Consider the following 18,799-nt stretch of genomic DNA (forward strand, 5'->3'; position numbering starts at 1 on the left):
GTTGTGATTACATCATCTGCGGTTCACGGATCGCCTGACCTTTGGCGAAACGCGCCAGACTGTACGGCTTCATATCGGTGAACAGCGGTTTGTTATTCACCATCTGCGCGCACAGCAAGCCTGCGCCCGGCCCAATACCAAAACCGTGGCCGCTAAAGCCGGAGGCGATAAACAAGCCCGGCATGCTGGTCATCTCATCAATCACCGGCACCAGATCCGGCGTGGTATCAATCCAGCCGCCCCACGCATGATCCACTTTAACGCCGTTCAACTCCGGATAAAGCTGCACCAGCGCCTGCATCGCTTCCTGTACAATGCCGTTATCCGGTGCCGGATCGAGAGTACGGATCTTCTCAAACGGCGACACGCCTTGATTAGACCACGAACCAGCGGCTTCCGGGCCGTTGAAGAACGAGCCATTAATGCGCATCTTCAGCTTCTTAGCGATCTTGCTGCGAAACATCGGATAGAACTTGGTAGCGTAACGGATGTTTTGCGGTGCGAGGTCAATCTGCCCGCGCCCGGAGAGCGCCACGGTGTAGCTACCATCCTGACGACGACGAATGCACAACCCGCCGGTGCTGAGACAGCCTTTGATCACTTCAGGTGCCGCCGTGGTTTTGAACGCGGTACCCAGAATGTTGGCGCTCGGCAGTTCGATGCCGTATTGCTTGCAGAAGCGTGAGCTCCACGCGCCGCCGCAGCAGATCACGCGATTGGCTTTCACCAGGCCGCGCTCGGTCCAGACGCCGGTCACGCGTCCGCCGGAAACATCGAGGCCGCGCACCGCGCAGTTTTGCTGGATTGATGCGCCAAGGTTTTTCGCGCCAGTCGCAATTGCCGGTGCCGCCAGTGACGGCTCCGCACGTCCATCGCTGGGCGACCACACGCCGCCAATCCACGGAGAATTGTTGCCGATGCGTTCGCGCGTCTCTTGCGCAGTCATCAGATGGCTAACGAAACCAATTTGCTTCGCCTGTTTGCCCCACGCTTCCCAGCGCGCCAGGTCGCTTTCGCTCTGCGTGCCGTAAGTAATGCCCTGACGCGAGAAGCCGAGATCGAGGCCGATTTCGCTGCTCAACTCGTCCCAGCGCTGCAAACTGCGCATCGCCATCGGCAGCTCATACAGGTCGCGGTTTTGCTGGCGCACCCAGCCCCAGTTACGACCGGATTGCTCGCCGCCGATCACGCCCTTTTCAAACAGCGCCACGGAAACGCCCTGTTTTGCCAGTTCGTAACTCACCGACGTGCCAATAATGCCGCCGCCAATGACTATCACATCAACGGATTCGGGAAAGCGTTCACTGTCTGCTACTGCATTGATTTTTATGCGCATCGTCTCAAGTCCTGCACGCCACGTCGGTGACGAAATCACAAATGATGTTCAGAGGGAATGTGCATGATCCACAATACTCTGGCTTCACTCGCGCTATGGTTAAAAATGTTGTGCGGTAAATGGCTCTGGAACTGGAAGCTGTCGCCCGCAGTTAAGATGGCGCTGTCGCCATCAATCTCCAGCGTTAGCTCACCTTCCATCACCAAACCGGCCTTCTCGCCCTTGCCCATTAACATCTCATCGGAACGCACGCCCGGCGGCACATTGATGAACATAAACTGCAAATCGTGATCGCCTGACGGCGACAACATCTCCTTGGAGATCCCGCGCTTGCCGACATTGAAATGCGGCCGCTCAACGGCGCGACGCACATAATGTTCCGCGCCGCGCAGGTTGGTTTGATTCTCTTCAAGAAAGGCTGAAAGTGGCACTTTCAACACTAATCTCAGTTGCTCTAACACGCGCACGGTGGGATTGGTCAGGTTGCGCTCGATCTGGCTGATAGCGCCAGCAGACACATTCGCCAGCTGCGCCAAATCAGTGATGGTCATATTGCGCGCCTTACGAATCCGTTTCAGGCGCGATCCAATATCCGCGTCCTGCGCATCCGTTGCTTCGTCACTGATACTCACTTTCTTCATCGGTTTTTACCCTTCCAGCGGATAACTTTATCTAATTTCGCACAGCGCAGTCGCCGCGTTTATTTCCCTGATACTGTGTTTATCGCTGAAATTACCGGTGCGAGACAGCAAAATATGCCGCAGCGACGTTATGGCATGCCCCATTTGGTTTTAATGGTTTGCAAAGTGCCGTCTTCTTTCATCGCAGTCAGCGCGCTATTAATCTGCGCCATTAATGGGTCGTTGCCCTTTTTCACGCCAAACGCCATCGGCGAAACATGTTCGGGTTTATAACCATCGATAACGTGCATGCCTTTCAGGCCGCCGGCTTTTTCCTGCGCTTTCAGGATCGGATAATCATTCATGCCTGCCGCAATACGTCCGAGCGATAAATCGCGCGTCATATCCGCCGGACTGTCATACACCTTCACCTCTTTGGCGATGCCGCTCGCCATCAGGCTTTGGGTGTAATCGGTGCCCGCCATGGTGCCGACGATGTCACCTTTCACATCCTGCCACGAGTTATAGGTCTTTTTGTTGTCGTCACGCACCACCAAACCAGCGCCAAACGCGGTCACCGGCTGCGAAAACGTAATGCGTTTTGCACGTTCTTCGGTGGGCGTCATACCGGCCACAATCATGTCGATTTTGCCGGCAATCACCGATTGAATCAGCGTAGAGAATGGGATGGCGGTGTAATTAATATCGAGGTGCTGGCGTTTCGCCACTTCGGCTGCCACATCCGGCATGAAGCCTTCGATTTTGCCGCTTTGGGTATCGAGAAAAGTGGTTGGCGCACTGGAAGGCGGTGAACCGGCGGTCAGCGCCGCCGCTTGAGCATTGAGGCTAAATGCAGCCGCCATACACGTGAATAATAACCGGGAACGATTAGCAGACATAACTCACTCCTGAATCAAATGAAAAGGGCGAACGTCATTTTCACTATAATGAAATTAGTCAGGAGTCTGTCAATGTTTTATTTAATCACACTGCGTGAATTCACAATTCCGGATTAACCCTTTTGATAACAAGCATTATTTAACCTATAGCCTATTCGTATGACGACAATAAGTAAAAACTATCTCTGTTCGGCGGGTAAAGATTGACAGTGATTCGCCATCGGGGATATTCATTAAAATGAAATTTTTCTGCAGGGGATCATCATGGATTGGAGTAGTATTCACGTTTATCTGCCCTTCCTGTTAAAAGGGGCCGAAATGACGATTTACATCACCCTTTTGTCCCTGATAATCAGCACACCATTGGGACTGATTTTTGCGGCGGCGAAGATGTGTCCGTGGAAAATAATTTCCTGGCCGATTGCGACCGTCATTAATATTACGCGCGGCCTGCCGATGATTGTGGTGCTGTTTTATATCTATTTTGTCTTCCCCGATATTGGCATCACGCTGTCGTCATTTCAGGCCAGCGTGATCGGTATCGCCTTCTGCTTTTCAACCTATATCGCTGAGATTTTCCGCGCCGGCATTGAATCGGTGGATCGCGGCCAGCTCGAAGCCGCGCGCTCAATGGGCATGAGTTTCCCGAAAGCGATGCGCCGCGTGGTGCTGCCGCAGGCGTTTCATGTCGCCCTGCCGCCTTACAGCAACACGCTGGTGATGATGCTGAAAGATTCCGCGCTGGCTTCCACCATCGCCGTCACCGAGATGACGCGCCAGGGCCAGCTGATTGCCGCGTCCACCTTTGATAACACCACGGTGTATACGCTGGTGGCGCTGCTCTATCTGGTGCTGTGCCTGCCGTTGCTGGCGCTGACCAAGCAGCTGGAAAAACGCCAGATTAAAGGAGCCTGAGATGATTGAAATTCGTGATGTGCACAAAAAATTCGGCCATGTCGAAGTGCTGAAAGGCGTGAGTTTCAACGTCAGCGAAGGCGAAGTGGTGTGTTTGATCGGCCCGTCGGGTTCCGGGAAATCAACCATTTTGCGCTGCATCAATGGCCTGGAAACTTACGAAGGCGGCGACATCAACGTGCTGGGCCAGCGCGTCAATAACAAACATAAAAGCATCAACGATCTGCGCCGTAAGATCGGCATGGTGTTCCAGCGCTTCAACCTCTTTCCGCATCGAAGCGTGTTAGAGAACGTGATGGAAGGCCCGATTCACGTTAATGGCGAACCGCGTCATGTGGCGGAAAAGCGCGCCAAAGAATTGCTGGCTATGGTTGGGCTGGCGGAGAAGATCAACGCATGGCCAACGCAGCTTTCCGGCGGTCAACAGCAGCGTGTGGCGATTGCCCGCACGCTGGCGCTGCAACCGAAAGCGATATTGTTTGATGAACCAACCTCAGCGCTCGATCCAGAACTGGTGGGCGAAGTGCTGCAGGTGATGCGCAATCTGGCGCGTGAAGGCATGACGATGATTGTTGTGACGCATGAAATGCAGTTTGCGCGCGAAGTCGCTGACCGCGTCTGTTTCCTGCACAGCGGCCAAATTGTCGAACAAGGTCCCGCCGATCAAATCCTGCTAAAACCGCAGGAGCCCCGCACCCAGGATTTTCTGCGCCGCGTGCTGGGCAACGTGGTCTCCACCACCTGCGACTGTTGCCGCAGTGTCGCCATTCATGGCGACCTGGAATCTCAACCGTATAACACTTAATTCAGAGGAAAATAATGAAAGTCCAAAAAATCACCCAACCCGCCGCCATCGCAGTCATGGAAGATTGGGGCAGCGTGGAAGGTTTGCCTGGCACCGGCAGCATCGCGTTATCCGGCATTCAGAAAGTGATTCCCGGTAAAGAAGATATCGATACGGGAATATTCGAATGCGGTGTCGGCTCCTATCGCCGCTCGGTGAAACAGGCCGAAATCATGCACTTCCTCAACGGAAACGGCTCTTTCACGCCGGATGGCGAAGAGACGCTGCACTTCAAACCCGGCGATTCGTTGTTCTTTGAAGCCAATACTGAAGGCACCTGGGTAATTGAAAACACCATGCGCAAGTTGTATGTGATTTTTGACGCCAGCTGATTAATGCGCTGACTTCCCCGGTGCGCAGAGATGCGCACCCGACAAAATCCCGCCTTTATATACCGTTCCCCTTTCGTAAATTTTCGTCTAGATACTGGCATTGCGAACAAAAATGACTCATATAAATAGCATCAGCTATATATTATAGCATTGGCTATATTTCTCTGGAGATGATCATGTTCACTCAACGCCTCTTGCCTGCGATTGCTGTCCTGCTGTCACTCAGCGCGTTTACCGCGTCCGCGGCTGAAAAACTTAAAGTGGTAACCACTTTTACGGTGATCGCCGATATGGCGAAAAACGTTGCGGGTGATGCGGCGGAGGTGACGTCGATTACCAAAACCGGCGCAGAAATCCACGAATACCAACCCACGCCAGGCGATATTCGTCGCGCGCAAGGTGCCAATCTAATCCTGGTAAACGGCTTTAATCTGGAATTGTGGTTCAGCCGTTTTTACCAGCGCCTCAAGGATGTGCCGCAGGTTACCGTGACGCAAGGCATTGAGCCAATGGGCATCACCGAAGGCCCGTACAACGGCAAACCCAATCCGCATGCGTGGATGTCGCCGGATAACGCGCTGATCTACGTCGATAACATCCGTAATGCGCTGCAAAAATACGATCCCGCCAATGCCGCGATTTATCAGGCCAACGCCGAGCGTTACAAAGCGCAGATTCAGCAGACCATCGCGCCGATGCGTGCCGCTATCGACAAACTGCCCACCGATAAACGGTGGTTGGTGACCAGTGAAGGTGCGTTCTCTTACCTGGCGCGCGATTTCGGTTTGAAAGAACTCTATTTATGGCCGATTAACGCCGATCAGCAAGGCACGCCGCAGCAGGTGCGTAAAGTGATCGATGCGGTGCGCGATCATCAAATTCCAGCCATCTTTAGTGAAAGCACCATCTCGGCCAAACCTGCTCAACAAGTGGCGCGTGAAGCCGGTATTCATTACGGCGGCGTGTTGTACGTCGATTCGCTGAGCAACAGCGATGGCCCGGTGCCGACCTATCTGGATCTCTTGCGCGTCACCACTGAAACCGTGGTGAAAGGCATCACAGAAGGAAGTCAGAAATGAACCCAGCCGCAGGTTTACTCGTCGAGAATGTCGGCGTTACCTACCGCAACGGCCACACGGCGCTGCGTAAAGCCTCTTTTAGCGTGCCCGCAGGCAGCATTACCGCGCTGATTGGTGTTAACGGCTCTGGCAAATCCACGCTGTTTAAAGCGATCATGGGATTTGTGCCGCTCTCCTCAGGCGCGGTAACGCTGGCCGGTTTACCGGCCAATAAGGCGCTGAAACACAATATTGTTTCTTATGTTCCGCAAGCGGAGGAAGTCGACTGGAGCTTCCCGGTGCTGGTGGAAGATGTGGTAATGATGGGCCGCTACGGCTACATGGGCATGCTGCGTATTCCGCGTGCCGCCGATAAACTGAGCGTAGATCAGGCGCTGGAACGCGTGGGAATGAGCGCCTATCGTCATCGTCAGATTGGCGAGCTGTCGGGCGGGCAAAAGAAACGCGTGTTTCTGGCGCGCGCGCTGGCGCAAAGTGGCCAGATTATCCTGCTGGACGAGCCGTTTACCGGCGTTGACGTCAAAACCGAAGCCGCGATTATCGCCCTGCTGAAAGAGCTGCGCGACGAAGGCCGCACCATGCTGGTTTCCACCCACGATCTCAACGCCATCCCCGATTTCTGCGATCGCTGCGTACTGGTGAAAAACACCGTGCTGGCGAGCGGCCTGTTGCATGACACTTTCACCGCCGACAATCTGGCGCAGACCTTTGATGGCGCACTGCATGAGCGTAACGCGGTATTAATGCAGTTGATGAAGGACAAAAATCCGGACCGGGGAGCAAATCATGTCGTGGATTATTGAACCGTTTGGCTATCAATACATGCTGAATGCGATGTGGATCGCGGCGCTGGTCGGCGCGATTTGCGCCTTTCTTTCCTGCTTTCTGATGCTGAAAGGCTGGTCACTGATTGGCGATGCGCTGTCGCACTCGATTGTGCCCGGCGTGGCGGGCGCGTATATGCTCGGACTGCCCTTTTCACTCGGCGCGTTTCTCTCCGGCGGGCTGGCGGCTGGCAGCATGCTGTTTCTTAATCAACGCACGCGTTTAAAAGAAGATGCCATCATCGGTCTGATTTTCTCGTCGTTTTTCGGCATCGGCCTGTTTCTGGTGTCGCTTAATCCCACGTCGGTGAACATTCAAACCATCGTTCTGGGCAATATTTTGTCGGTTGCGCCCGCTGATATCTGGCAGCTCGGCGCGATTGGCTTTATCACCCTGACCATTCTGCTGCTGAAGTGGAAAGATCTGATGGTGACCTTCTTTGACGAGAGCCACGCACGTTCACTCGGTTTGAATACGCTGCGGCTGAAGATCCTGTTCTTTACCCTGCTCTCGGCGTCCACCGTCGCCGCGCTGCAAACCGTCGGCGCCTTTATGGTGATTTGTCTGGTGGTGACGCCCGGCGCGACCGCCTATCTGCTGACCGATCGTTTTCCACGTCTGTTGATGATCGCCGTCGCCATTGGCAGCGTCACCAGTTTTCTCGGCGCGTGGAGCAGCTACTTCCTCGACGGCGCGACTGGCGGCGTGATTGTGGTGGCACAAACGCTGGTATTTTTAGTGGCCTTTGTCTTCGCGCCAAAACATGGCGTGCTGGCGGCGCGCCGTCGTGCGCGTCAGACCCTGGAGGACGGCGTAAATGGCTGAATTACTGTTGAGTCCTTTCCATTTCGAATTCATGAACATGGCGCTGATCACCACCTTGGTGCTGTCGCTGCCGTGCGCGATGCTGTCGGCGTTTCTGGTGCTGAAAGGTTGGTCATTGCTCGGTGATGCGATGAGCCACGCGGTATTTCCCGGCGTGGTGATCGCCTGGCTGATTGGCTTGCCGTACGCCATCGGCGCGTTTGTCGCCGGGATGCTGTGCGCCGTCGCAACCGGCTACATCAGCGAAAACAGCCGCATCAAACCCGATACGGTGATGGGCATCGTCTTCTCCGGCATGTTTGGCGCCGGTTTGGTGCTGTACCTGAAACTGCAGCCTGAAGTGCATCTCGACCACATTTTGTTCGGCGATATGCTGGGTATCAGCCTGGCGGATATCATCCAGACCGCGGCCATCGCGGTGATTGTCAGCGTGCTGATTGGTATTAAGTGGCGCGATTTACTGCTGCACGCGTTCGATCCCAATCAGGCGCGCGCCTGCGGCATCAACGGTAAACTGATGCATTACGGTTTGCTGTGTTTGATCTCGCTGACCATTGTCGCCGCGCTGAAATCGGTGGGCGTAATTCTGTCGATTTCCATGCTGATCGCGCCCGGCGCTATCGCCTTGCTGTTGGCGCGCCGTTTTGTGCAGGTGATGTTGCTGGCGATTGGCATTGCGATGGTAACGGGTTTCAGCGGCGTGTACGCCTCGTTCTTCCTCGATAGCGCGCCGGGTCCAACCATTGTGGTGATCTACGCGGCGCTGTTTGTGCTGGCGTTTTTGTATGTCACGGTGAGGGATCGGCGCACGCAGCAGGTGCATGGCTGATGAAGTGATCGCCATGGATGGCGGCCCCTACGTCGTGCGTACCTTTGAAAACACGCGAAGTGAAGCCTGAATCATGGATTTTGACGCAAACACCCATCGCTGCACCCTCGTGATTGATCGGCAACTTCCCGCCAGGTTGGCGATGAACGCTTCAAGCGGTATCGGCATTAATTTTGGAAAAATTGTTCCGCTGATTGATAGCCCGCTTGAAGAGTATTAATTTATTGTCCGATAAAGCGCATATCGAACAATTTTCAGCCAAGCGGTCATGTAAACTTCTTCATTTTTGGCTTTACCCCAAAAATGAAGGAAGCGTAATGCGATTGTTTTATGAGAAAGTAACACACAACACTTACTGCAATACCAATGACAAAATCTATCAACACATAAATGATTGAGAATTGTGCCGGGAGCCAGGTATCTAACAACCAGGAAAATGCAATAACTACTGGATAATGCAATAAGTAAATCACTAACGCTGAATCGATAATAGTAGTCAGCATGCGGTTTTCTTTAATCTGAATTTTTTCAAACTTAAATACTAACCAATAGGATAACAAAACTGAAAAGACGCTACCTGCAAGCGTAGGCAAGTACTTCATCGCGCCTTCAATATGAAACTCTGCCACCATAAAGAAACCTAACCATATTGCCATAGCCAGAGCAGCAATTAACCCGCCATTCATAACGATACTGTTGCTATAGCATGAAATATTGCCGCGATGGATATACAGAGCATAGCCAGCAGTATAATACACAAGGAAACGTGCAGTGACTGGAATTAAATTAATAAAATCGCCCTGACCTTTTGTCAGAAACTTCAAAACAAAGAATAGATTGCCCAATACTATCAATAATGCAATCAGAAATGGCAGCGGCATTTTGGCGAAATAACGGGCGCACCACTGATAAAATCGATTGGGGATCAGTAATGACATGATGCTTAAGGAAACCAAAAACCATAAATGATGCAGGGTCGCATAACTTTCTAGCACGCCTTTTAAGGTTATCACAGAGGTACTCATTTGCTTTTCAAGGCAGTACATTAATGGAGAAATAATGATATAGGCAGATAGCAGTGGCAGAAGTACGCGTTTACGTCGATTATCATGAAAAAACGCTCGCCCTTTCCTTAGAATAATGAGTGCTGAAAACATACCCGATAAAAAGAAAAAAACTTCCATTCTGAACGTATGTATCAAACTTAATAAGGCTGTAAAGAGTGTTGAAGGGTCGCGCTGAGAGTTATAAATCCAACTGTTTTCTCCGGGTAAACTACGGGAAGCGTGTAATAAAACACCTTCAATAATCAGTCCTGCACGCAGCAGATCCAGGCCAATATTTCGGCTGGATAAAAAAGATTTGGTTTTCATGTCTCACACCTGTGTAAGGGATCGTAAATGCGCAAGAACATTAACCATTAATTATTTAAAAGAACTTAAGCTTTGTCCTTAAATTCTTACAGTGGTTTTCGCGGAATTCATTAAAATTAATAAGACAAACCTTAACAACCAGTAACGATGAGAACTTTTAGCCGATAAGAAAAATTAGCCAAATAGGTCAATACCCCATCAATTGATGCTGAAATAATTTCTGAAGTATTAGATTTAAATTTCCTCTTCTGCGGCGAACCACGCCGGTAGCTGTCCAACGTAACGACTGAATGCCACGCTGTAAGCACTGGCTGAGCGATAGCTGACGCGTTCCGCTACTTCTGCCACCGCTATACTATCGATTCGCATGCTCCGATGCGCATTCCTGCCGGTAAAGATGCGGTGGCGCTGGCGAACGAAGTGGATTAACTGTGAATTTCGGCGACAGCCATGGTGAAAATCAGCGGCAGTTCGCCGAGGTTCGCATAGCTGTGCGGCGCAGTGGTTTTCGCCACCGCTGAACTGCCGTGCGGCACCTGCAACTGCTGTTCATCAACCTTCAGCGTGAGTTCGCCCTGCTCGACATGCAGCAGTTCGTAAGTGCGCTGCGGATGACCCGGCGAGGCAAATTGTTCGCCGGGAAACATCTCCCAACGCCACAGCTCGATCATATCCGGCCCTCGGGTGCCCGCCAGCAAACGCGCCGTGCCGCCCTTTTCGCCTTGCCATAACACCGGTATATCCTCTTCAGCAACCAGATGCGCGAGCGGATCGGCGGTGACATTCACAATATCGGCCACCGATATTCCCAGCGCAGCCGCCACTTTGCACAGAATGGCGATGCTGGGATTTGCGCTGCCTTTCTCAATCTCAACTAACATGCCTTTACTGACGCCCGCGCGGCGTGACAACTCATCCAGCGACAGTTTTTGCTGTTGGCGGAAGCTTTTGACGCTGGCTGATACGGCGGCGCTAACATAGTCGATATCAGAACCTGTTTCGGTCAATTTATTGACTTTCGTCTTCATCGGTCACTATCATGGAATAAATTAGTCATTACAGGATTATGTTATGTTCACCTTTAGCCCGTCAATCGATCCTTCCGTTTCTGCCTTAGCGCCTGACTTTACCGCGCTCAGCATTTTAGTTCAGGCTGCGCCAGTGGAGCGTCCGCACGTCGGCGAAGAAGCCTTAGCGCAAGCGTGTCGCGACATGTTGCAGAATGACTTTCCGTGGGCGGAAGCCCATCTGACGCAATGGGCTGAGATGTTCAAACGCTTTGGCGCTAAACCGAAGCGTACGCCCTGTTCAGCAGATGCGTTGCGCAAGCGCGTGCAGCGCGACGGAACTATGGCGGCCATCGATCCGATCGTTGATCTCTACAATGCGGTGAGCATTCGTTTCGCCATTCCGGTCGGCGGTGAGAATGTGGCCGCTTACTTGGGCAACCCGCAACTGACACGCGCCGATGGCAGCGAATCCTTCGATGTCTATAAAGAAGGCGTGTTAAGCCATGAATCTCCAGAACCTGGCGAAGTGGTATGGCGGGATGATGCAGGCGTCACCTGTCGGCGCTGGAACTGGCGACAAGGCGTGCGCACGCGTCTCAGTATTGAGCAAGCGCAGATGTGGTTTGTGCTGGAACGTTTACCGGCGATGCCGCTCTACACATTGCAACAAGCGGGCGATATGCTGGAGCACGGTATTCTGCAGATGATGCCTGGCGCGACTGTCGAGCGCCGTTTGCTTGGCAATATCAGTAGCTAACCGTTATGTTGTCACTCTCGCCCGCCACCTTTAGGAATCGGAATGCACATCAACCTGCTGGCGCAACAGCCACAGTTATTGGATGCAGTGACGCAAATGCTGCATCGCGAATGGTCGGATTTCCCCAACTGGCGTGATGCGGCGGTGATTCAGCAGCGTTTGCAGGCGCGCAATCAAGCGGAGGCAAAAACGCTGACGCTGGTTGCCACCACATCCGATGGCGAATTGATGGCGACCGCCAGCATTATCCATTACGAACTGCACGATATCGCCGAGCGCGAGTTTTGGCTTGGCGAAGTGATTACGGCTGCCGAACATCGCGGTAAAGGGTTGGCGAGCACTTTGGTGACGCGCTTGATTACTGAAGCGCGTCTGCGTGGGATTAGCGCGTTGTGGCTGTATACGCCGGATCAACAAGCGCTCTATCGCCGCTTCGGCTGGCAGGATGTGGAACAACGCGTGATGGCTGATGAAGAAGTTACCGTGATGAAGCTGGTGCTTTAAGTCGATTTTCCCAGCGCCTTTAACGCCGCGATTCCATCGCGTGCGATCCAGGTGCGCAGCGGTGCAAACAGCGGTTGCGGCAGATTGTCTGGTGCGAACCATTGCCAGCCGTGGCACTTTTCAGGCTCCATCAGTTGTGGTTCACCGATTGCATCCTGCGCCACCATCAGTAGCGTAATGTAGTGCTTGTTGACCTCGGGAAACACATCGCTAACGAACGCGCCGTTTTGCAGTTCGCCAAGCTGTAGGCCGGTTTCTTCCAGCACTTCTCGACGCGCGCAGGCTTCCGGCGATTCGCCAAACTCCAGATGCCCGCCCGGCGCAGACCAGTCGCCCGCGCCGTGGCTGCCTTTGCGTTGTCCCAATAACAGTTTCCCGTCGCGGAAAATTAAAACGCCGATTCCCACTTGTGGCGACATTGTTGCTCCTTGTTTTGCCAGGTCGTCATAAATGACGACCCTACGTTAAAAAATTGCCCCCACGTTTTGTCACATTCTCTGTGGTTTAAACCGCAGCGCCATCACCATCAGCAACACAATGCCCACGCTCATGATTATCCACGCACTATCGAGCGAGGCGGCGCGGTCACGTACGATGCCAGCGACCAGCGGCATCAACGCCGCCAGCAAATAACCGCCGCCCTGCACGAAGGATAGCAATGCGCCCGCTTCTTCCGGCGTGTGCGCATGATCAAGCGTGACGATCAGCGAGAGCGGGAACAGCGCGCCAATGCCTAATCCGAGCAGCAATGTAGGCAGCCACGCCTGCGCCCCACCAAGCCACAGCAGACTGATCAAGCCCAGCAGAATCAAAGTTAACACCACCAGCAACGGACGGCGACGATCGCGGAAGCGATGGATCAACGCCGACAGCACAAAACCCGCGGCAACTTCCGTCAGCGTGAGCGCGCCCAGCACATAGCCACTTTGTTCAGGTTGCCAGCCGTGCTGCATGTAAAACGGCGGTAGCCACGCCAGCACCAAGGTGTACGCGCCGGTGCCAATGCCAAAGAAGATCATCAACAGCCAGGCACGCGGTGAGCGAGCAGTGCGTGGAGCCTGGCTGCTTTGCATTGGCGTTACGCCGCGTGAAAACGTCAACCACAGCAACAGCGCGATGACTGCGGGAACAACAGGAATTGCCAGCGTTAACGCTAAACCTTGCGATTTCGCCAATGGTGCGGCGCTGGCGGCAGCAATCGCTGCGCCCGCCATAATCCCGGTGGTGAATAACGCCATCAGCGTGCCCGCTTTCGCACCGAAGTGACGTTTGATCTGCGCGGGCATCAAGGCCTGAATTAACCCTATTCCGCTGCCCGCCACCAGCGCACTGACAATTAACAGGGTGGCGGAGTGATCGAATCCACGCGCGATACTCGCCAGCGCCAGCAACAGCAATCCAACAGCGATACCGCGCACTTCGCCAAGCCGACGCAACAATAGCGGACCCGCCAGCGCCGCTAATCCCATCATGATCACCGGCAATGTGGTGAGCAGGCTAAGCTGCGTGGCGCTAAGCTGCGCGTCGCGCTGCAATAGTGGAAACAGCGGCCCCATCGCCGCCATAATCGGCCGCAAATTCAGTGCGATAATAAAAACCAGTAAGGCAAACATCCCAACCGCAGGTAAAGTACGATTCACTTTGCATCTCCTTGCACATTAAAAGTACCTTAACGTTAAGATACTTTTCGGAGCAGCAATAGCCCATGCGCACAAAGCAACAAATGGTGATGAGATATGGTCGCCATAAATGCCGCGTTTTTCGGTCGCCATAAATGGCAACCCTACAAAAGATTGGCGCGTTTTTCGTAGGGTGCGCATTCATGCGCACCTTCTTACATCAAACTCAGGAGTTAGCCGCTTGACCGATCACGTCGATTTTGTAGTTGAACAATGGGCCAGCGCGATGCCGGAGTTGGATGCGTCATCAATGGCGGTTTTTGGCCGTATGCTGCGCATCATGCAACATCTGGCGAAAACCCGCGCTGAAGCGCTGGCACCGTTTGGTTTTCGCGATGGCGAATTTGATGTGCTGGCGACGCTGCGACGCGCAGGCGCCCCCTATCGCTTGTCGCCCACGCAGCTGTATAAATCGTTGCTGGTGACATCGGGCGCGATGACCAATCGCCTCAATCGGCTGGAAGAAGTGGGTTCGATTTTGCGTGTTGCCGATCCCGAGGATAAGCGCAGCATGCTGGTGGCGCTCACCGATGGAGGCTTAGCAAAGATCGAGCAAGCGCTGCTGGTGCATACGCAAACGCAAAACAGTTTGCTGGCCACGCTGGATGCCTCGCAGCAAGCACAGTTGAAAACCTTGCTGAGTCAGTTATTGGTGGCAACTGAAGCGGAAAAGTAAAAACGCTGTTGCTGATGCGTCAAAATATGAATTAATTCAGGGCATTTTCCCTTAAATTAAACGTCCCGCCAGATATATTTACGGATTAGAGATGAGCAATAAATATGCCCCATCACAGATTTTTCTTCATTGGTTGACCTTCCTGTTGGTCGTCACTGCGTATTGCACCATGGAATTTCGTGGATTGGCGACGCGCGGTTCGTGGCAAGGCTTTGCGATGATCATTGGTCACTTCAGCGCTGGAAGCTGTGTGCTGGTGATTATGCTGTCGCGCATCCTGCTGCGTTTTCGTCATCGCAGCCCGGCAATTGTGCCCAAACCACCGCACTGGCAAACCGGGCTGGCGCATCTGATGCATCTGGCGATCTACGTGTTTTTCATCGTCTTACCCACGCTGGGGATTCTGTCGCGTTTCTATATGGGACGAACCTGGTGGATTTTTGGTATTCCGATGCCGGTGAGTGGCGATCCTGATCCGGATTTCGCCGACACGATTGCGGACTGGCATGAGACCCTCGCGCCATATGGTTACTGGCTGATCGGCATTCACGCCGTTGCCGCGCTGGCACATCATTATCTGTTTAAAGACAACACTTTAATGCGCATGATGCCGTCGCGTCGCTCACGTTAAAAAAGTTACAGCGTCACTAAAATGTCAGACTAAAGCTGTCATCGAGTAGCGCCAAAATCTCGCTGTCCGGCAAGCCATTCTCCAGCGTGATACTCAACCAAAGTTCTTTGTTCATGTGGTAAGCCGGATAAACGCCGGGCAACTGGCGCAGCGATCCAATGAGTTCGGGGCGCGCTTTGATGTTCATCACGTCAATCACCGGCCCATCCGGCAAACCGAGTTTATGACTCTCCAGCGGGAACACCAGCGCAAACCATTTGCGGTGCCGCGGATGACGCAGCACCGCATATTCACTGTGCTTTTTCCACGGATAATCGGGTTCTACCTGATAGTGCTGAATGATGTAGTCGAACAGCTGCTGGCGTTGCATGCATCCTCCGTGGTGAACGCGGGATAAGGGCCGCCGAAGATGGCGGCCCTGAGACTTTATAAAGCTGAAGCAAACGTTGCCAGTGTTCGATTAAAACGCGCAGGTTCTTCGATAAATGGCGCATGGCCAGAATCGGCAAACATCTGTGTCTGAATGCGCGAATTGATACGCTTTACTCTGGCGAGAGATGCAGCAGGATTCACCAATGCATCATGCTCACCGTAGATGAACAGCAGCGGCACACGCACATTTTTTACTCCTTTTTCTAATGCAATGGTCATGGTGGGCACCGCTCGTTGCATGGGCCACGCAGCTAGCGCGGCGTTGGCCAGCAGGCGTTCAAAGGTGGTGCGGTCAGGTTGCTGGTAAAAACATAGCTGCAGAAAGGCCCGCTCGCCATCCAGATGTGTTTTCAAATCACTTGCCGTCATTGCGCCATATACGTCATGCGCCGGAATCAATGTGGGATTGAGCTCTACCACACCGTCGACGTAGATAGCGCCACTGATATTACCGTCACCAGAGGCCGCCAGGTAGTTGGTGATCACCGCCCCGCCCAATGACCATCCGACTAATAACGGCTTATTGGCATGGCTTTGATTAATTACTGCGCGGAGATCGTCGGCCCAGCGTTTCCCATCGCGGTAAGCTGATTCTTGTTCTGGCTTATCGGATAAACCGTGCCCACGCATATCGAATGTAATCAGCCGATAGCGTTGCTGTAACTGCGCGTCACTGATCTGTTTTTCCCAGTTTAAGTGGCTGCCAAGCAAACCATGAATAAACACAATAGGTAAACCATCAGGATTACCTGATTCCTGTACTGCCAGCTTCACGCCATCTGGCGCGGTAATGGAGTACTGCTTCTCAGCGGCAAACAGCGTGGCAGAAAAGAGCATGAGAACGCCGATAAACATTGTGCGTTTAAAAAGTAACAGCATAAAAAATCTCCTTAAATGAATGATTCCCGGCTATCCTGAACCCTGACACTGATGTCAGAGTCAAGCCGCTTTATGGGGAGTCACTTATGCAGTTATCAATTGGAGAGCTGGCAAGAGAGACAGGTGTGAGCGTGCGCGCCATTCGTCATTACGATCGCCATCATCTGCTAACTTCAACACGTGCCTGCAATGGATACCGTTTTTTCCCGCCACAGGCGATCACCCAGGTGCGCCAGATTCAACGGCTCATCAATACCGGTTTCAGCATTGCCGAAATCTGCTCTTTTCCGGATTGTATGCGCATGATCGAAGGGGCAGCATTCTGCCCGGAAACTCAGGCTGTGCAATATAAGCGACTGGCGGATATTGAACGCCAAATTAGTGAACTCGAATCTCGTCGGGCATTGCTGATGGCCACGCTGGCTGAAGGCATCACCCGATGATGCGGTTTTATCAACAGTGCGGTCAGTAATGTTCTTTGCGGATAAATTTTTGCGCTAAATCAGCGCTCTTAGACCAGGGAAGTGAATGATGTTCCATCTGATTTTCAGCATACCGAGCTGGTATGTGATCGCCCGATTTTTGTTCCCGTTAGCCATGCCCTTGCTGTTAAAAATCATCCTTTCTCTGCTGGTGTTGCTGGCTTCGCAATATCTGCTGGTGAGCCGTTTTACCTCTGGCAGCATGTTCTCGCCGGAAATGCCGCGCGCCATCGTCATCCTGTTCAACTGGGGTTTCAGCGCCGTGTTATTCCTCGCGCTGACGCAGTTTGTGATTGATATGGTGGCGCTGGTTTCGCTGTTGTTCCGCCATCCGTTCGAAATTGTGCCTGCGGTGCGTTATGTGGCGGCGGCGTTTGCCTTGATTCTGGCCACCGTTGGCGTTTATCAGGCTATCCGCGTGCCGCCGATCAAAGATGTGACCATTGAGATCGACAACCTTCCGCGTGAATTCGAAGGCTATCAACTGTTGCAGTTGACAGATATGCACATTACCAAACTCTTCAACGAGAAATGGACGCGCGCGCTGGTGCAAAAAGCCATGACGCTGGATGTCGATCTGATTCTGGTCACCGGCGATGTGATCGACGGCACGCTGCAGAATCGTCGCGCGGACGTCGAGCCGTTGCGCGGATTGCATGCCCGCGATGGCGTGTTTGCTATCACCGGCAATCACGAATATTTCTTTGAGCAGGAGCGCTGGACCGCGCATCTGGCATCGCTGGGTCTGGAGCCGCTACTCAATCGTCATACGGTGATTAAGCGCGATAACGCCGAGCTAGTGATCGCCGGCATGCCGGATACGTCAGCAGCACGACGTGGCGCAGTTGGCCCCGATTTGGAATTGGCGCTGGCCGGTGCGCCGGAAAACGCTCCGGTGATCTTGCTCGACCACCAGCCGCGCAACGCCCGGCAAAATGCGCTGAAAAACATCGATCTACAGCTGTCTGGCCACACGCACGGCGGCCTGATTGTTGGCTTTGATCGCCTGTTTGCCAAACCCAACGCGGGCTTCGTGTCGGGTTTGTATCAGGTCGACGGCATGCAGCTCTACGTCAACAATGGCACCGCGCTCTGGCCTGGCATAGCGGTGCGTTTGGGCCGACCATCGGAGTTGACCCGCATTACGCTAAAGCGCAAACCGTAACGCGCTGTTTAAGGTTGTGGGATTGTCCGCGAGGCATCCCATAACCTCATCATCTGAGCGATTCCCCGCTCAATTTCGGCGAGAGGGACGTCATCCCGCGCCAGCGTCGAGATGCCCAGCATAAAGCTGTTGAAGCTGACCGCCAGCGAAAGCGTCTCTTCCTCATCCCGCAACTCACCGCTGCCAATCCCTCTTTCAACGCAATGCTTTATCCCTTCACGGGTGCGCATGCGCGATGCTTCAAGCGGTTTAAGCACGTGGCGATTTTCCTCAGAACAGGAAAACATCACGCTTAGCGCAACCATGCATCCACGCGGATGCGCAGGATCGTACTGCATTCTGGCGGAGTTGAGCAGCGCGGTTTCCAGCGCCTGCCGAGCGGGCACGCGGGTATCCCACAAAGCTTCCGTGACCTGAGCATGGGTTTGCAAATAACAGTTCACGGTTTCAGCAAAGAGTGCCTCTTTCGATCCAAACGCGGCATAGAAGCTTGGCGCGGTGATGCCTTTACCTATAGAGGCTTTGAGCTGCGCCAGCGAGGTTGATTCATAGCCGTTCTCCCAGAAAAGGTGCATCGCTTTGATCACCGCTTCATCCCGGTCAAATTGTCTTGGTCTGCCTGTTCTCATCATCACATCCTCCGCCATTTATACTAATCGATACAGAATTCATTGACAACGCACAGCTCGCCTCCGCAATATAAATAC

25 protein-coding genes are annotated in these 18,799 nt (G+C 53.3%); 14 read left to right on the forward strand and 11 right to left on the reverse strand.

The genetic code is table 11. From position 1 onward, the window contains the following. Positions 1-7: 7 nt before the first annotated feature. From PanJK_RS07175 to PanJK_RS07185, 3 genes are all read right to left on the reverse strand, one after another. Positions 8-1,336 carry an NAD(P)/FAD-dependent oxidoreductase gene (locus PanJK_RS07175; protein ID WP_265298436.1) on the reverse strand — a complete coding sequence of 443 codons (1,329 nt, stop codon included), beginning with the start codon at positions 1,334-1,336 and terminating at the stop codon, positions 8-10. 35 nt (positions 1,337-1,371) lie between these two features. Further along, positions 1,372-1,977 carry a cupin domain-containing protein gene (locus PanJK_RS07180; protein ID WP_061719510.1) on the reverse strand — a complete coding sequence of 202 codons (606 nt, stop codon included), beginning with the start codon at positions 1,975-1,977 and terminating at the stop codon, positions 1,372-1,374. A 128-nt stretch (positions 1,978-2,105) separates the two neighbouring features. Beyond that, positions 2,106-2,855 carry an ABC transporter substrate-binding protein gene (locus PanJK_RS07185; RefSeq protein ID WP_256698765.1) on the reverse strand — a complete coding sequence of 250 codons (750 nt, stop codon included), beginning with the start codon at positions 2,853-2,855 and terminating at the stop codon, positions 2,106-2,108. A 264-nt stretch (positions 2,856-3,119) separates the two neighbouring features. Between PanJK_RS07185 and PanJK_RS07190 the strand changes: the two genes are divergently transcribed. From PanJK_RS07190 to PanJK_RS07225, 8 genes are all read left to right on the forward strand, one after another. Beyond that, positions 3,120-3,770: an amino acid ABC transporter permease gene (locus PanJK_RS07190; RefSeq protein ID WP_265298442.1), complete on the forward strand. Its 651-nt coding sequence runs from the start codon at positions 3,120-3,122 to the stop codon at positions 3,768-3,770. A gap of 1 nt (position 3,771) precedes the next feature. Further along, a complete protein-coding gene (locus PanJK_RS07195; RefSeq protein WP_256698766.1) occupies positions 3,772-4,575 on the forward strand; it encodes an amino acid ABC transporter ATP-binding protein in 804 nt (267 codons plus the stop codon). Positions 4,576-4,589: 14 nt separating this feature from the next. After that, entirely contained in the window at positions 4,590-4,946 is a 357-nt protein-coding gene (locus PanJK_RS07200; protein ID WP_176972152.1) for a cupin domain-containing protein, read from the forward strand. Between the two features lie 176 nt (positions 4,947-5,122). After that, the gene (locus PanJK_RS07205) at positions 5,123-6,025 is read left to right on the forward strand and encodes a metal ABC transporter substrate-binding protein (protein ID WP_256698767.1); all 903 of its coding nucleotides are present in this window, start codon (positions 5,123-5,125) and stop codon (positions 6,023-6,025) included. Further along, complete coding sequence (locus PanJK_RS07210) at positions 6,022-6,828, forward strand: manganese/iron ABC transporter ATP-binding protein (RefSeq protein WP_179452669.1); 807 nt, start codon at positions 6,022-6,024, stop codon at positions 6,826-6,828. The genes PanJK_RS07205 and PanJK_RS07210 overlap by 4 nt, the downstream gene beginning before the upstream one ends. Next, positions 6,812-7,675 carry an iron/manganese ABC transporter permease subunit SitC gene (sitC, locus tag PanJK_RS07215; protein ID WP_265298448.1) on the forward strand — a complete coding sequence of 288 codons (864 nt, stop codon included), beginning with the start codon at positions 6,812-6,814 and terminating at the stop codon, positions 7,673-7,675. Before PanJK_RS07210 ends, sitC begins: the two co-directional genes overlap by 17 nt. Continuing rightward, on the forward strand, positions 7,668-8,504 hold the full coding sequence (locus tag PanJK_RS07220; RefSeq protein WP_265298450.1) for a metal ABC transporter permease: 837 nt from the start codon (positions 7,668-7,670) through the stop codon (positions 8,502-8,504). Before sitC ends, PanJK_RS07220 begins: the two co-directional genes overlap by 8 nt. A gap of 73 nt (positions 8,505-8,577) precedes the next feature. Beyond that, positions 8,578-8,724: a hypothetical protein gene (locus tag PanJK_RS07225; protein WP_414858933.1), complete on the forward strand. Its 147-nt coding sequence runs from the start codon at positions 8,578-8,580 to the stop codon at positions 8,722-8,724. Positions 8,725-8,770: 46 nt separating this feature from the next. Here PanJK_RS07225 and PanJK_RS07230 read toward each other — a convergent pair whose 3' ends face one another. The 3 genes from PanJK_RS07230 to PanJK_RS07240 form a co-directional block, all read right to left on the reverse strand. Beyond that, entirely contained in the window at positions 8,771-9,877 is a 1,107-nt protein-coding gene (locus PanJK_RS07230) for an acyltransferase family protein (RefSeq protein WP_265298452.1), read from the reverse strand. Positions 9,878-10,111: 234 nt separating this feature from the next. After that, positions 10,112-10,246, reverse strand: coding sequence for a hypothetical protein (locus tag PanJK_RS07235; RefSeq protein ID WP_265298454.1), 135 nt, complete (start codon positions 10,244-10,246; stop codon positions 10,112-10,114). Between the two features lie 56 nt (positions 10,247-10,302). Beyond that, positions 10,303-10,905, reverse strand: a complete 603-nt coding sequence (locus PanJK_RS07240; protein WP_265298456.1) for a helix-turn-helix domain-containing protein — start codon at positions 10,903-10,905, stop codon at positions 10,303-10,305. 43 nt (positions 10,906-10,948) lie between these two features. Here PanJK_RS07240 and PanJK_RS07245 point away from each other — a divergent pair, with 43 nt between their 5' ends. Next, positions 10,949-11,644, forward strand: a complete 696-nt coding sequence (locus PanJK_RS07245) for a B3/4 domain-containing protein (protein WP_265298458.1) — start codon at positions 10,949-10,951, stop codon at positions 11,642-11,644. A 42-nt stretch (positions 11,645-11,686) separates the two neighbouring features. Beyond that, the gene (locus tag PanJK_RS07250; protein WP_265298460.1) at positions 11,687-12,148 is read left to right on the forward strand and encodes a GNAT family N-acetyltransferase; all 462 of its coding nucleotides are present in this window, start codon (positions 11,687-11,689) and stop codon (positions 12,146-12,148) included. Here the strand turns inward: PanJK_RS07250 and PanJK_RS07255 are convergent. Continuing rightward, positions 12,145-12,567, reverse strand: a complete 423-nt coding sequence (locus PanJK_RS07255) for a nucleotide triphosphate diphosphatase NUDT15 (RefSeq protein WP_265298462.1) — start codon at positions 12,565-12,567, stop codon at positions 12,145-12,147. The genes PanJK_RS07250 and PanJK_RS07255 overlap by 4 nt on opposite strands. A 69-nt stretch (positions 12,568-12,636) precedes the next feature. After that, the gene (locus tag PanJK_RS07260; protein ID WP_265298465.1) at positions 12,637-13,788 is read right to left on the reverse strand and encodes an MFS transporter; all 1,152 of its coding nucleotides are present in this window, start codon (positions 13,786-13,788) and stop codon (positions 12,637-12,639) included. Positions 13,789-14,008: 220 nt separating this feature from the next. Between PanJK_RS07260 and PanJK_RS07265 the strand changes: the two genes are divergently transcribed. Further along, entirely contained in the window at positions 14,009-14,503 is a 495-nt protein-coding gene (locus PanJK_RS07265; protein WP_265298467.1) for a MarR family winged helix-turn-helix transcriptional regulator, read from the forward strand. A gap of 91 nt (positions 14,504-14,594) precedes the next feature. Continuing rightward, complete coding sequence (gene cybB / locus PanJK_RS07270) at positions 14,595-15,134, forward strand: cytochrome b561 (protein ID WP_265298469.1); 540 nt, start codon at positions 14,595-14,597, stop codon at positions 15,132-15,134. Positions 15,135-15,150: 16 nt separating this feature from the next. Here cybB and PanJK_RS07275 read toward each other — a convergent pair whose 3' ends face one another. Both PanJK_RS07275 and PanJK_RS07280 read right to left on the reverse strand, forming a co-directional pair. Then, positions 15,151-15,504: an MmcQ/YjbR family DNA-binding protein gene (locus tag PanJK_RS07275; protein ID WP_265298472.1), complete on the reverse strand. Its 354-nt coding sequence runs from the start codon at positions 15,502-15,504 to the stop codon at positions 15,151-15,153. Positions 15,505-15,560: 56 nt separating this feature from the next. Continuing rightward, a complete protein-coding gene (locus PanJK_RS07280; protein ID WP_414858934.1) occupies positions 15,561-16,445 on the reverse strand; it encodes an alpha/beta fold hydrolase in 885 nt (294 codons plus the stop codon). A gap of 86 nt (positions 16,446-16,531) precedes the next feature. On the opposite strand from PanJK_RS07280, the gene PanJK_RS07285 reads away from it, so the two are divergent. Both PanJK_RS07285 and PanJK_RS07290 read left to right on the forward strand, forming a co-directional pair. Then, positions 16,532-16,888 (forward strand): MerR family transcriptional regulator, encoded by a 357-nt coding sequence (locus PanJK_RS07285; protein ID WP_110866970.1) that lies wholly within the window; start codon positions 16,532-16,534, stop codon positions 16,886-16,888. An 88-nt stretch (positions 16,889-16,976) separates the two neighbouring features. Then, entirely contained in the window at positions 16,977-18,092 is a 1,116-nt protein-coding gene (locus PanJK_RS07290) for a metallophosphoesterase (RefSeq protein WP_265298478.1), read from the forward strand. A gap of 8 nt (positions 18,093-18,100) precedes the next feature. On the opposite strand, the gene PanJK_RS07295 is transcribed toward PanJK_RS07290, so the two are convergent. Continuing rightward, positions 18,101-18,724, reverse strand: a complete 624-nt coding sequence (locus PanJK_RS07295) for a TetR/AcrR family transcriptional regulator (RefSeq protein WP_265298480.1) — start codon at positions 18,722-18,724, stop codon at positions 18,101-18,103. Positions 18,725-18,799: the final 75 nt, after the last annotated feature.

It is taken from the genome of Pantoea sp. JK, from assembly GCF_026130245.1.
GTDB lineage: Bacteria > Pseudomonadota > Gammaproteobacteria > Enterobacterales > Enterobacteriaceae > Pantoea > Pantoea trifolii.

Excerpts from the sequence above, each read along its gene's own strand:
- PanJK_RS07235 (WP_265298454.1), bottom strand. The coding sequence starts at position 10,246 with ATGCGAATCGATAGTATAGCGGTGGCAGAAGTAGCGGAACGCGTCAGC.
- PanJK_RS07285 (WP_110866970.1), top strand. The coding sequence starts at position 16,532 with ATGCAGTTATCAATTGGAGAGCTGGCAAGAGAGACAGGTGTGAGCGTG.
- PanJK_RS07185 (WP_256698765.1), bottom strand. The coding sequence starts at position 2,855 with ATGTCTGCTAATCGTTCCCGGTTATTATTCACGTGTATGGCGGCTGCA.
- PanJK_RS07290 (WP_265298478.1), top strand. The coding sequence starts at position 16,977 with ATGTTCCATCTGATTTTCAGCATACCGAGCTGGTATGTGATCGCCCGA.
- PanJK_RS07240 (WP_265298456.1), bottom strand. The coding sequence starts at position 10,905 with ATGAAGACGAAAGTCAATAAATTGACCGAAACAGGTTCTGATATCGAC.
- PanJK_RS07280 (WP_414858934.1), bottom strand. The coding sequence starts at position 16,445 with ATGCTGTTACTTTTTAAACGCACAATGTTTATCGGCGTTCTCATGCTC.
- PanJK_RS07225 (WP_414858933.1), top strand. The coding sequence starts at position 8,578 with ATGGATTTTGACGCAAACACCCATCGCTGCACCCTCGTGATTGATCGG.
- PanJK_RS07175 (WP_265298436.1), bottom strand. The coding sequence starts at position 1,336 with ATGCGCATAAAAATCAATGCAGTAGCAGACAGTGAACGCTTTCCCGAA.
- PanJK_RS07205 (WP_256698767.1), top strand. The coding sequence starts at position 5,123 with ATGTTCACTCAACGCCTCTTGCCTGCGATTGCTGTCCTGCTGTCACTC.
- PanJK_RS07195 (WP_256698766.1), top strand. The coding sequence starts at position 3,772 with ATGATTGAAATTCGTGATGTGCACAAAAAATTCGGCCATGTCGAAGTG.
- PanJK_RS07275 (WP_265298472.1), bottom strand. The coding sequence starts at position 15,504 with ATGCAACGCCAGCAGCTGTTCGACTACATCATTCAGCACTATCAGGTA.
- PanJK_RS07255 (WP_265298462.1), bottom strand. The coding sequence starts at position 12,567 with ATGTCGCCACAAGTGGGAATCGGCGTTTTAATTTTCCGCGACGGGAAA.
- PanJK_RS07220 (WP_265298450.1), top strand. The coding sequence starts at position 7,668 with ATGGCTGAATTACTGTTGAGTCCTTTCCATTTCGAATTCATGAACATG.
- PanJK_RS07180 (WP_061719510.1), bottom strand. The coding sequence starts at position 1,977 with ATGAAGAAAGTGAGTATCAGTGACGAAGCAACGGATGCGCAGGACGCG.
- cybB (WP_265298469.1), top strand. The coding sequence starts at position 14,595 with ATGAGCAATAAATATGCCCCATCACAGATTTTTCTTCATTGGTTGACC.
- sitC (WP_265298448.1), top strand. The coding sequence starts at position 6,812 with ATGTCGTGGATTATTGAACCGTTTGGCTATCAATACATGCTGAATGCG.
- PanJK_RS07210 (WP_179452669.1), top strand. The coding sequence starts at position 6,022 with ATGAACCCAGCCGCAGGTTTACTCGTCGAGAATGTCGGCGTTACCTAC.
- PanJK_RS07190 (WP_265298442.1), top strand. The coding sequence starts at position 3,120 with ATGGATTGGAGTAGTATTCACGTTTATCTGCCCTTCCTGTTAAAAGGG.
- PanJK_RS07200 (WP_176972152.1), top strand. The coding sequence starts at position 4,590 with ATGAAAGTCCAAAAAATCACCCAACCCGCCGCCATCGCAGTCATGGAA.
- PanJK_RS07295 (WP_265298480.1), bottom strand. The coding sequence starts at position 18,724 with ATGATGAGAACAGGCAGACCAAGACAATTTGACCGGGATGAAGCGGTG.
- PanJK_RS07230 (WP_265298452.1), bottom strand. The coding sequence starts at position 9,877 with ATGAAAACCAAATCTTTTTTATCCAGCCGAAATATTGGCCTGGATCTG.
- PanJK_RS07245 (WP_265298458.1), top strand. The coding sequence starts at position 10,949 with ATGTTCACCTTTAGCCCGTCAATCGATCCTTCCGTTTCTGCCTTAGCG.
- PanJK_RS07250 (WP_265298460.1), top strand. The coding sequence starts at position 11,687 with ATGCACATCAACCTGCTGGCGCAACAGCCACAGTTATTGGATGCAGTG.